This window comes from Ruegeria sp. AM4, from assembly GCF_056540665.1.
In genome coordinates this window covers 106,256-118,752 of record NZ_JBQFXD010000005.1, presented here as the reverse complement: position 1 = coordinate 118,752, position 12,497 = coordinate 106,256, and the positions used below count along the sequence as shown (strand labels likewise).

14 protein-coding genes are annotated in these 12,497 nt (G+C 59.1%); 8 read left to right on the top strand and 6 right to left on the bottom strand.

Annotated features, from left to right (window positions below; all coding sequences use genetic code 11):
- The first annotated feature begins 16 nt into the window (after positions 1–16).
- The 4 genes from ACR0JA_RS11845 to ACR0JA_RS11830 all read left to right on the top strand — a co-directional run bounded on the left by ACR0JA_RS11845 (position 17) and on the right by ACR0JA_RS11830 (position 2,954).
- Positions 17–559, top strand: coding sequence for a GbsR/MarR family transcriptional regulator (locus ACR0JA_RS11845; protein ID WP_480574580.1), 543 nt, complete (start codon positions 17–19; stop codon positions 557–559).
- A 69-nt stretch (positions 560–628) separates the two neighbouring features.
- Positions 629–1,465 (top strand): fatty acid desaturase, encoded by an 837-nt coding sequence (locus ACR0JA_RS11840; RefSeq protein ID WP_480574577.1) that lies wholly within the window; start codon positions 629–631, stop codon positions 1,463–1,465.
- A 211-nt stretch (positions 1,466–1,676) separates the two neighbouring features.
- A complete protein-coding gene (locus ACR0JA_RS11835; protein WP_480574574.1) occupies positions 1,677–2,153 on the top strand; it encodes a YHS domain-containing (seleno)protein in 477 nt (158 codons plus the stop codon).
- A 267-nt stretch (positions 2,154–2,420) separates the two neighbouring features.
- The gene (locus ACR0JA_RS11830) at positions 2,421–2,954 is read left to right on the top strand and encodes an outer membrane protein (RefSeq protein ID WP_480574571.1); all 534 of its coding nucleotides are present in this window, start codon (positions 2,421–2,423) and stop codon (positions 2,952–2,954) included.
- A gap of 41 nt (positions 2,955–2,995) precedes the next feature.
- Here ACR0JA_RS11830 and ACR0JA_RS11825 read toward each other — a convergent pair whose 3' ends face one another.
- Positions 2,996–3,979, bottom strand: coding sequence for a quinone oxidoreductase family protein (locus tag ACR0JA_RS11825; RefSeq protein WP_480574568.1), 984 nt, complete (start codon positions 3,977–3,979; stop codon positions 2,996–2,998).
- 196 nt (positions 3,980–4,175) lie between these two features.
- Here ACR0JA_RS11825 and ACR0JA_RS11820 point away from each other — a divergent pair, with 196 nt between their 5' ends.
- A complete protein-coding gene (locus ACR0JA_RS11820; protein ID WP_480574565.1) occupies positions 4,176–5,033 on the top strand; it encodes a DUF2189 domain-containing protein in 858 nt (285 codons plus the stop codon).
- An 8-nt stretch (positions 5,034–5,041) separates the two neighbouring features.
- Here ACR0JA_RS11820 and ACR0JA_RS11815 read toward each other — a convergent pair whose 3' ends face one another.
- Together ACR0JA_RS11815 and ACR0JA_RS11810 are read right to left on the bottom strand one after the other, a co-directional pair.
- Complete coding sequence (locus ACR0JA_RS11815; RefSeq protein WP_480574562.1) at positions 5,042–6,028, bottom strand: NAD(P)H-quinone oxidoreductase; 987 nt, start codon at positions 6,026–6,028, stop codon at positions 5,042–5,044.
- Between the two features lie 63 nt (positions 6,029–6,091).
- Complete coding sequence (locus tag ACR0JA_RS11810) at positions 6,092–6,784, bottom strand: COQ9 family protein (RefSeq protein ID WP_480574559.1); 693 nt, start codon at positions 6,782–6,784, stop codon at positions 6,092–6,094.
- 111 nt (positions 6,785–6,895) lie between these two features.
- Here ACR0JA_RS11810 and rpsU point away from each other — a divergent pair, with 111 nt between their 5' ends.
- Both rpsU and ACR0JA_RS11800 read left to right on the top strand, forming a co-directional pair.
- A complete protein-coding gene (rpsU, locus tag ACR0JA_RS11805) occupies positions 6,896–7,102 on the top strand; it encodes a 30S ribosomal protein S21 (RefSeq protein WP_005614280.1) in 207 nt (68 codons plus the stop codon).
- Positions 7,103–7,397: 295 nt separating this feature from the next.
- Entirely contained in the window at positions 7,398–8,561 is a 1,164-nt protein-coding gene (locus tag ACR0JA_RS11800; RefSeq protein WP_480574556.1) for a CAP domain-containing protein, read from the top strand.
- Between the two features lie 51 nt (positions 8,562–8,612).
- Here the strand turns inward: ACR0JA_RS11800 and ppk2 are convergent, their stop codons facing one another.
- Together ppk2 and ACR0JA_RS11790 are read right to left on the bottom strand one after the other, a co-directional pair.
- Positions 8,613–9,530 carry a polyphosphate kinase 2 gene (gene ppk2, locus ACR0JA_RS11795; protein WP_480574554.1) on the bottom strand — a complete coding sequence of 306 codons (918 nt, stop codon included), beginning with the start codon at positions 9,528–9,530 and terminating at the stop codon, positions 8,613–8,615.
- A gap of 212 nt (positions 9,531–9,742) precedes the next feature.
- The gene (locus ACR0JA_RS11790) at positions 9,743–10,201 is read right to left on the bottom strand and encodes an Lrp/AsnC family transcriptional regulator (protein ID WP_480574551.1); all 459 of its coding nucleotides are present in this window, start codon (positions 10,199–10,201) and stop codon (positions 9,743–9,745) included.
- A gap of 136 nt (positions 10,202–10,337) precedes the next feature.
- On the opposite strand from ACR0JA_RS11790, the gene ald reads away from it, so the two are divergent.
- Positions 10,338–11,456, top strand: a complete 1,119-nt coding sequence (gene ald, locus ACR0JA_RS11785) for an alanine dehydrogenase (protein WP_480574548.1) — start codon at positions 10,338–10,340, stop codon at positions 11,454–11,456.
- A 190-nt stretch (positions 11,457–11,646) separates the two neighbouring features.
- On the opposite strand, the gene ACR0JA_RS11780 is transcribed toward ald, so the two are convergent.
- On the bottom strand, positions 11,647–12,453 hold the full coding sequence (locus ACR0JA_RS11780; protein WP_480574545.1) for a mechanosensitive ion channel family protein: 807 nt from the start codon (positions 12,451–12,453) through the stop codon (positions 11,647–11,649).
- Positions 12,454–12,497: the final 44 nt, after the last annotated feature.

Sequence of the window (12,497 nt, the reverse complement as noted above, 5' to 3'; positions counted from 1 at the left end):
AAATTGGAAACCAACAATGCACCTTACACAGTCCATGCAGGATTTCATTCTTCACTGGGGTGACATGGGCTCGAAATGGGGTGTGAACCGATCAGTGGCCCAGATTCATGCGCTTTTGCACATTTCACCTGACCCCCTGACTGCTGATGAGATTTGCGACACGCTTGGACTGGCGCGGTCCAACGTCTCGAACGGTTTGAAAGAACTTCAAAGCTGGAAGATCGTCAAATCCAGCCGGAAGCTGGGCGACCGGCGCGACCATTTCCATTCGATCCGAGACATGTTCGATCTGGCAAAGGCCGTTGCCGAAGGTCGCCGCGAACGCGAATTCGCCCCGACCCTGGCGGCGATGCGCGCTGCATCCGAGGAAGCCCGCGCAGACGGCACACCCGCGCAGATCCGCGCACGGCTGGAAGAGACGTTGGACACAATGCAGATGTTCGACGACTGGTATGTCGACGTAAACCGCCTGCCCCGTCGCGTGCAGCTTGCCATAGTCAAACTCGGCGGTCGGATCGCTCGGCTGCTACCCAAAGGAACAGGAGACAAGCCAGAGTAAAAATTTTTGGTCATTGATTTCTGTCATTACAGAAATGCCTGCTATTTCAGATGCCGAAAGGAACAAGACATGCCCGATCCAATCCCGCCACGCCAACCCGAACGCGCGCCGATGAATGTTGCCTGGACCGATCTGGTATCGCTCAGCCATTGGGATCGGGTCAGAGAGCTGCTGTTGCCTTTGCCCTGGCTGGTGGTGTCGCTTGCACTTTACAGCACCTATCTTTGGCCGCTGGGCAGTCTTGGCAGTTTCATGTTCTTTCTGTGTGGGCTGCGCCTGAACCATGAGGCAATCCACAGCAATCTGGGCCTGTCCCGACGCTGGGACAACGCGGTCATGCATGTGCTGAGCGCTTTGATGCTGGGGTCCAATCATGCGTTTTGCCACTGCCATCTGCTGCATCACAAACACGCCATGGGTCCGGGCGATTGCGAAGGGCGGTGCGGGCACATGACTTTGCCTCAGGTCCTGATTTACGGGCCGCGCTTTCCGGTCGATATCAACCGAGCGGCCTGGCGTGGCGCCAACTCCAAAGTCCGCAGACGCATTCTGATCGACTGGGGGCTGGTGGCCTCTGTTGTCGCGGTCGCCGTGCTCAGCGGATCGCAGGCGCTTGGTCTGCACGTGCTGGCAATGATTGTCGCCCAGTCCCTTGCAGCCCTGTTCGCGGTCTGGATCACCCATCAAGGCACCCATGACAGCGGCGTCGCAGCGCGCAGCCAACGCGGCCTGCTTGCCCGGCTGGCTTACCTGATGTTCTATCACCGCGAGCACCATCTGTTTCCCAAGGTCCCGGTCAGCCGCCTGCCCGTGCTTGCGGACCGGTTGGACCGGTCCGATACCGGATACGCCGCCAGCCGCAAACCCGTTATCGGCTGGCTGGAACCGCGCCGGTACCGCATTTGAAACCGGCCACCTGTTCAGGCGCGGACCTGCGCGTCTGCACAGGCATCGTTCGTCTAAGCACAATCACAATTGATTGCTTTGAACGTGATCACGACGTTCCCCAACTCGGGTTCTGTGACGGCCAATTACCGGCGTCACGGACAAAAAATCCGGGTTGTGAGAGCCATATTCCGGGCTCGAAATCGGCTCTGTTCACGAAAGGTGAAGACCAATGAACAAGATCAAATCCATCATCGGCGGCGTTGCACTGTCGGTCGCCATTGCAAGCTCGGCCCTGGCCGCCGGCGTAGAACTCAACACCACGACCACCGGTCTGGCGCTGCAAGGGTATGACCCGGTTGCTTATTTCACTGAAGGCGAACCCACCAAAGGCGACTGGCAGATCACCGCTTTGCACAACGACGCGATGTACCGTTTTGCGAACGAGGAAAACAAAGCTGCCTTTGAAGCAAACCCAGAGGCCTACCTGCCCGCATATGGTGGCTACTGCGCCTTTGGCGCGGCCATGGGCTTTAAGTTCGATGGCGATCCGAACTATTGGAAGATCGTCGACAACAAGCTGTATCTGAACCTGTCCGAAGGCATTCAGAAGCGTTGGGAAGGCGACATCCCCGGCTTTATCGAACAGGCCAGCACCAATTGGGAAACTATCGCAGAAAAAACCCCCGCGGAACTGCAAGAGCAATAATCCGCTGATCTCAGCGAAACAGTCGGCGGCAGGCTCACCCCTGCCGCCGATTTTATTTGAAAGCTGCATTCGCGATCCTAAATCCTGTCTCATAGCACGCGTCCAACGGTAATGGGCCATTCGCCGACAGCTCGAGCAGGCGGCGACACGTTCGGTACGGAACACTTAATCCATCGGAATTCCGGCCACCTTGGCCGGGGAAATATTTGCATCGCGCGTCCTGGGTTCAGGACGGGACTATCGCAATTCGTTTGAAAGGAACAAAAGATGACAGGAAAACTGGCTCTCGTCACCACTGTCGCTACGTTGGCGGCAGGCTCGGCAATGGCACAGTCCTCGGGCGATTGGACCGGGTTCTACGCCGGTGGTCAGATCGGTTATGCCGATGTGGACACCAACGTATCCGGCATTGACGGCGATGGCGCAATCGGCGGTCTGATCCTTGGTTATGACTATGACCTGGGCGACTGGGTCGTCGGTGGTGGCTTCGACTATGACTGGGCTGACATCGACCTGTCTGGCGCAGCCACGCTTGAAGACGTCTGGCGCATCAAGGCGCGGGCCGGATACAAGGTAAATCCGCAAGGGCTGCTTTACGGGACCGGTGGCTATGCTGACGCCGGAACAGACAATCTTGGCAGCGACAATGGCTGGTTCATTGGTGCTGGGTACGAGCAGATCGTCGCCCCCAATATCAGCGTGGCGGGCGAGATCCTCTATCACGAATTCGACAATTTCAATTCCAGCGGCGTGGATGTCGATGCGACCACGTTCCAGATCCGCGCGGCTTATCGGTTCTGACAAGGCTCAAGGCTCCGGCGCTTTGCGCCGGGGCCAAGGGATCAGATCTCGAGGATTGTGCTGCCGGTGGTTTGCCGTGCCTCAAGTGCGCGATGCGCGTCGGCCACCTCTTCCAGCGGGAATTGCTGGTCGACATGAACCTTGACCTCTTTCCCATCGACCTTGCCGAACAACCGCCGCGCCATCGCCTGGCAAACGCCCGGGTCCGAAATATGCGTGAACAGCGTTGGTCGTGTCAGCTTTAGGGACCCCTTCTGCGCCAAAACGCTTAGGTCCACGGGCGGAACCGGCCCCGAGGCGTTGCCGAATGAGATCATCATGCCCAACGGCTTGAGACAGTCCAATGAGCCCTGAAACGTGTCTGCGCCGACGGAATCCATCACGGCATCGACACCCTTGCCGCCGGTGATTTCGGCAACACGCTCGGCAAAATTCTCGGTCCGGTAATTGATGCAATGGGCGGCCCCGTTGAACTGGGCAAGGCTGCATTTTTCATCCGTCCCGGCGGTTCCAATCAGAGTGATGCCTTCGGATTTGGCCCATTGGCAGGCGATCAGGCCCACACCTCCGGCTGCGGCGTGGAACAAGACCGTGTCCCCCCGCCTGAGCGGCGTTGTCCGATGGAACAGATATTCAACCGTCAGGCCCTTCAACATCATCGCCGCCGCAGTTCGGAACGAAATGCTCTCGGGCAGTGGGCAAACCTGCGCCGCTGGCATAACACGCGCCTGCGCATACGCGCCCGGAGGCGCCGCAGCATAAGCCGCGCGCTGGCCGGGGCTGAGATGCGTGACACCTTCGCCGACGGCCTCGACGATACCGGCCGCCTCCATGCCCAGAGCATGCGGCAGGTCCAGCGGATACAAGCCGCTGCGCTGGTAAACGTCGATGAAATTCAGCCCGCAGGCTTGATGTCGTATGCGGATTTCGCCCGGCCCGGGATCACCGACCGGGCGGTCTTCGATCCGAAGAACCTCGGGGCCACCGGTTTCATGAATCACAACGGTGCGTGCGGTCTGCTGCATGGTGCTCTCCCTGAAGGCTTTTGGCCAAGCTAACATGCCTGCCACACAGGGCAATCCATTCGATCTGGCACAGCCAGGCGGACTTGCTCCCAAATCTGTGCTATACTGCAACCAGGCGTTGCCGGATCATCCGGGCGCGGACAAACCGATCACCGGATGCACCCCGTGGCGCAGTCAAGCCAGGGAGGGGACGAACATGGACAAAACGATCGGTAATCCCATCAGCTGGGCCGCCCGGAACCTTGGGGCAACCAGCGAACACATCGCAGAAAGCGTATCCACCGTCGGCAGCTCGGACACGAACGAGATGCCTTTGGTGCAGACCCTGACACTGTCGGATCTGCGCGCCTGTTTGCAGGCGGGCTATCACGACTTTCTGGAAACCCGCGCCGATGCGGTCTTTATCGTTCTGATCTACCCGATCGCAGGGCTTTTGATGTTCGGGATCGGGATGAACATGGACATGGTACCGCTGCTGGCCCCGCTGGTCGCCGGGTTCGCTCTGATCGGACCTGTCGCCGCCGTTGGGCTTTATGAAATCAGCCGCAAGCGGGAACAGGGCGACGGGGTTCACTGGCTGGACGCCTTTGGCGTGTTTCGATCACCGTCCTTCGGCGCCATTCTGGCGCTTGGGTTCTATATGGTGATGCTGCTGTTGATCTGGCTGATGGTCGCGCAGAGCCTTTACGCACAGACACTGGGGCCCGAACCACCTGCGTCGTTCGGTAGCTTCATGACCGACGTTTTCACCACCGGAGCAGGCTGGGCCATGATCCTGATCGGAACGACGATCGGGTTTCTTTTTGCGGTAATCGCACTGGCCATCAGCGTCGTCAGCTTTCCGCTGCTGCTGGATCGAAAGGTCGGGCTACCGGTCGCCGTGGTGACCTCGGTTCGTGTGCTGCGGCATAACCCCGGTGTCGTTCTGACCTGGGGCTTTATCGTCGCCGCCATGCTGGTTCTGGGGGCGATACCGATGCTGTTGGGCCTGATCGTGGTCATGCCTATTCTGGGCCACGCCACCTGGCACCTGTATCGCCGCGCTGTCGCCTGAAGCCAGGCTCAGTCAGCCACCTTCAGGACGATCTTGCCGATGTGACCCGAGCTTTCCATCCGCGCATGGGCAGCCGCCGCTTCGGCCAGATCAAACTCGCTGTCCATGACGGGCGCGATTTTCCCAGCTTCAAGCAGCGGCCACGCAGCCTCCAGCAAATCCTGCGCAATGCGGGCCTTGGCCAGGTCGCTTTGCGGGCGCAGCGTGCTGCCGGTCAGTGTCAGGCGTTTCACCATCATCAGCGCGAAATTGACTTCGACCACCGGCCCTTGCAGGAACGCGATCTGGACCAGCCGCCCATCCTCGGCCAGAGCCTTGATATTGCGCGGAATATAGTCGCCACCGACCATGTCGAGGATCAAGTTTGCCCCACCTTCTGCACGCAGCGCCGCGACAAAATCCTCTTGCTTGTAGTTGATGGCCTTTTCGGCCCCCAGCTCAACGCAGGCCGCACATTTGTCATCCGACCCAGCGGTTGCAAAGACGCGCGCGCCAAAGGCGTGCGCCAGTTGAATGGCTGTCGTCCCGATCCCACTCGAGCCGCCATGCACCAGAAACCGCTCGCCCGCTTTCAGACCGCCGCGTGTGAACACATTGGACCAGACGGTAAAGAAAGTTTCAGGCAGGCAGGCCGCCTGTTTAAGATCCATGCCCGAGGGCACCGGCAGACAGTGCGCAGCAGGTGTGGCGACGTATTCCGCATAACCTCCCCCGGGCAGCAGCGCACAGACCTGATCCCCCTCGGCCAGCCCTTCAACACCGGGGCCAATGGCCACGACCTCGCCAGATGCTTCAAGCCCCGGCAGATCACTTGCCCCCGGAGGCGGGTCATAGGCGCCGGCGCGCTGCAACGCATCCGGGCGATTGACCCCGGCATAGGCAACCTTGATCACAACCTGACCGTGGCCTGGTTCAGGGATCGGACGCTCGGTCAGTTGCAAAACGTTCGGGCCACCCGGGGTCGAAATCTCAACGGCGCGCATCATCTGGGTCATCGGCAAGTCTCCTTTGCCCATGACCTAGCAGGCGACAGTCAAAAGGCCCAGATGCAACTGCGCTTACTTGCGGGGGTTCAGCAGCCCGGGAAGGTCGGCACGCATTCGCGTCGGAGCTTTGATCTGACCGGCCACCCAGTTGGGCAGCGTCAGGAACGGCTTGAACAGCGGATTATCGTTGACCTGCGCCTTGAGCTTTTCGAACTGCATCACACCCTCGATGCGGCGGTCCAGAAACTCCCAAGTCTTCTGATGATCGGGGCTGTCGTCACCCAGCCAATAAAGAAGCGTCGAGGAATACACACCCGAAAGCGTTGCGCGCTTGGTGTACCAGTTCACATCGTCCGAGGTATCGCCCAACGCATCCCAGATCAGGTCGCAGGTCCCCCAGATCGCCTTGGCACCGTCGGCGGCATGGGTCGGCAGGGCAAACAGGGTCATGCCCCGGCGCACGACCTCTTTGTCCGGAACCGCCTGCAACCGAAACCGAATCGCGGCAGCCACTTTTTCGCGGAACTTAAGGCCGCTCAGGTCTGCGGATTTGAGTTGGTCCAGCATCTCGGCGTCGCCACGCGCGTGAAACGCCAACGCCAGATCGACCGCGCCGCGCGGACAAATGGCGCGGGCCAACCCGTCATCGACACCGCATTCTTCAATCGCCGCGCGAAAGCTGGTCCCGGACCATCCGTCAAACGGGACATGATCCAGCATGGCGTTCAAAAGTTGCTCTTTTGTATCTTCGTAAGTCGCGGTCATGGCGGTTCTCCGATGCTCGGCCCCAGTACTAGACAAGTTAGACCGGCTTTGCTATACGGCCAATTCCTGCAATTTCCTTGCAACTCTATCTAGAAAGGTGGTGACAACCACATGCAGGTTAGTGTTCGCGACAATAACGTCGATCAGGCGCTTCGTGCCCTGAAGAAAAAGCTGCAGCGCGAAGGCGTGTTCCGTGAAATGAAGCTGAAGCAACATTTCGAGAAACCGTCCGAGAAAAAAGCGCGCGAGAAAGCTGAAGCGATCCGCCGTGCCCGTAAACTGGCACGCAAGAAAGCACAGCGCGAAGGTTTGCTCTAAAACCTCGCTCGTCCAGCTTTGGATGACACTATTTGACGACCCCCGAGGCCCTGCCCGGGGGTTTGTCGTTTTTGGGTCCTGATGGTTTCTGCCGAAAGTACCTGTCCTTCTATGCGGTAATCTGCCGAACCCCGCCCGACCCGTTTGGACCGGCATTTTGCAGCGCAGCGAATCACACGCGACAGCACTCGCCCGCCAATACCCGCCCTGATTGAACACCGCCTCTTTTCGCCCTTGGCATCGCCCCTGTAACTGACCGCTGTCTGAAACAGACGACAACCAAACGGAGGCAAACATGTCGACAGCAAGCACAGTCGAACGGGAAATGCTGGCCCTGATCAATCAGGAACGCACATCTCGCGGACTGGACCCCCTACAACTGGAGACACAACTGAACGACTCGTCGGAAGACCACAGCGCCTGGATGCTGGACACAGATCGGTTCAGCCATACCGGCGCAGGTGGATCATCGGCGACGCAACGGATGCAAGCGGCCGGATTTGATCTGGAGGGCAGCTGGCGCACAGGCGAAAATATCGCCTGGCAGTCCGAACGCGGCGCGCCCGACATCAGCGATGATGTAGCGCAATTGCACGAAAACCTGATGAACAGCCCGGGTCACCGCGCAAACATCCTGAACCCTGATTTCAAGTATATCGGGATCGGGATCGAAGAGGGCGACATGCAAGGTTATGACGCTGTCATGGTCACGCAGAACTTTGCTGCAACCAGCGCCGAAGTGATGCTGGATACGGGCGAAGAGGTGACGCCACCGGTCGACGAAGACGTGGCCGAGCCAGTCGAGGACGTGGATGAACCCATCGAAGAAGACGTCGTCGAACCAGTCGAAGACACCGATGAGCCTGTCGATGAAGACTTAGCCGAACCGGTCGAGGATACCGAAGACCCCGTCGAAGAAGACGTTGCTGAACCGGTCGAAGACACTGAAGACCCCGTCGAAGAAGACGTCGCTGAACCGGTCGAAGACACTGAAGACCCCGTCGAGGAAGACGTAGCTGAACCGGTCGAAGACACTGACGAGCCTGTCGACGAAGACGTCGCCGAACCGGTTGAAGACACCGATGTGCCTGTCGACGAAGACGTCGCCGAACCGGTCGAAGACACCGAAGACCCCGTCGAGGAAGACGTCGCCGAACCAGTCGAAGACACCGATGAACCCGACAGCCCCGAAATTGCGGAGTTTGACGTACAAGGCTTCCTCGCCGAGATCGAGGCCTTTGTCACGGCCCTGCAAGCGCGGTTCGACCAATTCGACTGGAACGTGCCACAACAGAGTGACCCTGCGACCGACACCAACACGTTCGAGTTCACCTTCAGCTTCGATTTTTCGGGCGACGAAGACGAGGTCGAAACAGGTGTGGACGTGGCCGACGATATGACCGACGATTTCTGCTGTGTCCCGTTCTTCGACACGACTTGTGGTTTCGATTTCGGCTAACAATACCAACAGATGCGGGGCCTCGGGCCCCGTATCGCTCTGCTGGTCAGATCAATAAACCTTGGGTACGTATAGCTCGTCGGGCAGAATGCGGCGCTCGTATTCCGGGTTGTATCGGCGATCGGGCAGGTTGACCTTTTCTTGCGGCACATCCTCGTAGGGGATGCGGGTCAGCAAGTGCTCGATACAGTTCAGGCGCTCGCGTTTTTTGTCGTTGCCTTCGACGATATACCACGGCGCTTCGGGAATGTTGGTGCGGAACAACATGTCTTCCTTGGCCTTGGTGTAGGATTCCCAGCGGATGCGGGATTCCAGGTCCATCGGCGACAGTTTCCATTGCTTCATCGGGTCGTGAATCCGCATCAGGAATCGCAACTGTTGTTCTTCGTCCGTGATCGAGAACCAGTATTTCAGCAGGATGATCCCTGACCGGACCAGCATACGTTCAAATTCGGGAACGTCCTGAAAGAACTGCTCCACCTGATCCTCGGACGCGAATCCCATCACCCGTTCGACACCGGCACGGTTGTACCAGGACCTGTCAAACAGCACGATTTCCCCGGCCGCAGGCAAATGCGGGACGTAGCGTTGAAAATACCACTGGCTCTGTTCCCGGCGGCTGGGCGCTGGCAGCGCCACGACCCGGGCAACCCGCGGATTGAGGCGCTGGGTGATCCGCTTGATCACGCCCCCTTTGCCGGCGCTGTCGCGACCTTCAAACAGAATGCAGACCTTGGCTCCGGTATGCTGCACCCAATCCTGAACCTTAATGAGTTCGGCCTGAAGGCGCAGCAGGTTGCGAAAATACACTTTGCGGTCCAGCATATCGGGGTGCTGCGCCTTGTAGACCTTGCGGATCTCCATCGAGAGCATCGGCTCGTTGAATTCGATCTCGAAATCTTCGTCCAGCGTATCTTCCAGTTCCGCTTCCAACCACTCCTGTGCAGCGTCGTTAATGTCGTGTGCCAAGGTCGGCTCCTTATTATTCTTCGGGTTCGAACCGTATCCGCGATGTGTAAAAGCCTGATGTCACCGAGGCACCAGCCAGTCCAGCGGACTCGGCCCTTTCAAATCAAACACATGCGCCAAAGCCATAATGTGACCCTTGGCGCGCTGGGATACAAGCCTCAGAATTGCCGCAGCGCGCGCTGATTCAAAGCTGTGAATTCAGCGCAATTGTGTCAGACGGGCAGCGCGGTGGTCTTGAACACGGTGCGCAACGCGAATGAGCTTTGCATCTGCGCGACGCCCGGCAGTCGCGACAGGTATTGCCGGTGAATGCGGGCGAAATCCTCGGTGTTCTCAGCGACAACCTTCAGAATGTAATCCGCAGTACCGGCCATCAGATGACATTCCAGCACATCCGGAATTCGGGCGACGGCTTTCTCGAAGGCTTCCAGAACCTCTTCGGCCTGGCCCTGCAAAGTGATCTCGACAAACACGGTTGTCGGGACCCGCATTTTTCGCGCGTCCAGCAAAGCGACGTAATCCTTGATGTACCCTTCGGCCTCGAGCCGCTGCACCCGGCGGTGGCAGGCCGAGGGTGACAGGTTTGCCTGATCGGACAGTTCGGAATTCGACATCCGGCCTTTGCGCTGAAGCGCCGCCAGAATCTTGCGATCTGTTGTATCTAAACTCAATTGCGCACATCCAATGCGTGAAACTTCGGTTTGTTCGAATAATCTTCCAGAGAACCTGCCCTTTGCAAGCGGGGTTTCACAAAAATTGCGCTGGATTCTGCACATAATTTAGGCAGTTTGTGAACGGAGACTCCCAATGAAAATCGGTTGCCCAAAGGAAATCAAACCTCAGGAATTCCGCGTCGGTATGACTCCGAACGCCGCTGGTGAAGCGGTGGCGCGCGGTCATGAGGTGATCATCGAAACCAATGCCGGCATGGGGTCCGGCTTTGATAATGACGCCTACATCGCTGCCGGTGCGCGCATCGTCGACACAGCGGAAGAGGTCTTTGCCACCGCCGACATGATCGTCAAGGTCAAGGAACCGCAGGTTGTCGAGCGCAAAATGCTGCGTGAAGGCCAATTGCTGTTCACCTATCTGCATCTGGCACCGGATCCTGATCAGACCCACGACCTGCTGGCCTCGGGCTGCACCGCCATCGCCTATGAGACAGTAACCGACGCAAATGGCGGCCTACCTCTGCTGGCGCCCATGTCCGAAGTTGCCGGTCGTCTGGCCCCGCAGGTCGGGTCGTGGACCTTGCAGAAAGCCAATGGCGGACGTGGTGTCCTGATGGGTGGCGTGCCCGGTGTTGGCCCAGCCAAGGTCGTCGTGATCGGCGGCGGCGTTGTCGGCACACATGCCGCACAGGTCGCGGCAGGAATGGGCGCGGACGTAACCGTGCTTGACCGGTCGCTGCCGCGCCTGCGCTATCTCGATGATGTCTTTGGCGGTCGCTTCAAGAACCAGTACTCGACCGCAGGTGCTACGGCCGAGCTGGTGCAAGAGGCCGATATGGTCATCGGTGCAGTTCTGATCCCGGGCGCCGCGGCCCCCAAGCTGGTCACGCGCGCGCAGCTTTCCACAATGAAACCTGGCGCGGTGCTGGTCGACGTCGCCATCGATCAGGGCGGGTGCTTTGAGACGTCCAAGGCAACGACCCATGCCGACCCGATCTATGAGGTCGACGGGATCATGCACTATTGCGTGGCTAACATGCCAGGCGCGGTTGCCCGCACCTCGACAATCGCACTGGGCAACGCGACATTGCCGTTCCTGCTGTCGCTTGCGGACAAAGGCTGGAAACAGGCCTGTCAGGACGATCCGCATTTGCTGGCAGGTCTGAACGTCCACGCCGGACAGCTGACCTACTATGCGGTCGGCAAAGCGCTTGGCATTGACGTTGTTTCGCCAAACGTGGCGGTCAAGTCATAGGGCCCTCCCGCCCCTGAAGCCGTCCTTTTTCAAAGGACGGCGTACAGCGTTGGGCGTAGCGCCGCGCTTTGCGCGGCGCGGTCTCGCCAGACCTTCAACCTGATGCAAAACGACAGGCGCCGCGCAAAGCGCGGCGCCGGGCCCAACCGGAGGAGGGCATTTCCAATGCCCGCATGACGGGCGGGAGTACTCACCCCTCCTTGTGGATTTCCACCGAATGCGGGTAGGGAATCGAGATCCCCTTGGCGTCGAAGGCTTCTTTGACTGCTTTGGTCAGGTCGAATTTCGCATCCCAGTAGTCCGCCGCAGCACACCACAAACGCGCCGTCAGATCGACCGAGCTGTCACCCAGATTGGTCACCCGCACCCAGGGCTCAGGATCACCGAGAATGCGGTCGTCTGCCTTCGCCACATCCAGAATAATCTTCATCGCGTCATCCGCGCTGTCGCCGTAGTCGATGCCAAACACCAGATCGACGCGGCGCGTGTCATGCGCCGAGTAGTTGGTGATCACCGATCCCCAGGCCTGACCATTCGGTACGATGATCTGCACATTGTCGGGCGTCACCAGCTCGGTGGTGAACAGGTTCAGGTCCATAACCGTCCCGGCCGTGCCACCGATATCCACGTATTGGCCCAGCTTGTAGGGACGGAACACCACCAGCATCACGCCCGCCGCCAGATCGCTGAGGGTTCCTTGCAGCGCAAGACCGATGGCCAGTGATGCCGCACCCAGAATCGCAACGATACTTGTGGCCTCGATGCCGAAGATGCCCAGAACGGCGACAAAAACGATCGCCAACAGCACCCATTTGACAAGGCTGGCTACGAAATTCCCCAGCGTCGGGTCAATATGCGGTGTTGAGTTGATGCGGCGGCGAACAAGGCCGCTGATCGACCCGGCAACGATCCAGCCCAGAACCAGTACGATCAGTGCTTTGACCGCGCTCATGATCAGCGGACCGAAAGCGCCCACCTGTGTTACGACATCTTCCACGCGTATCTCCTTTACAGCACAAGAAAACCCGCGCAGACCGCGCC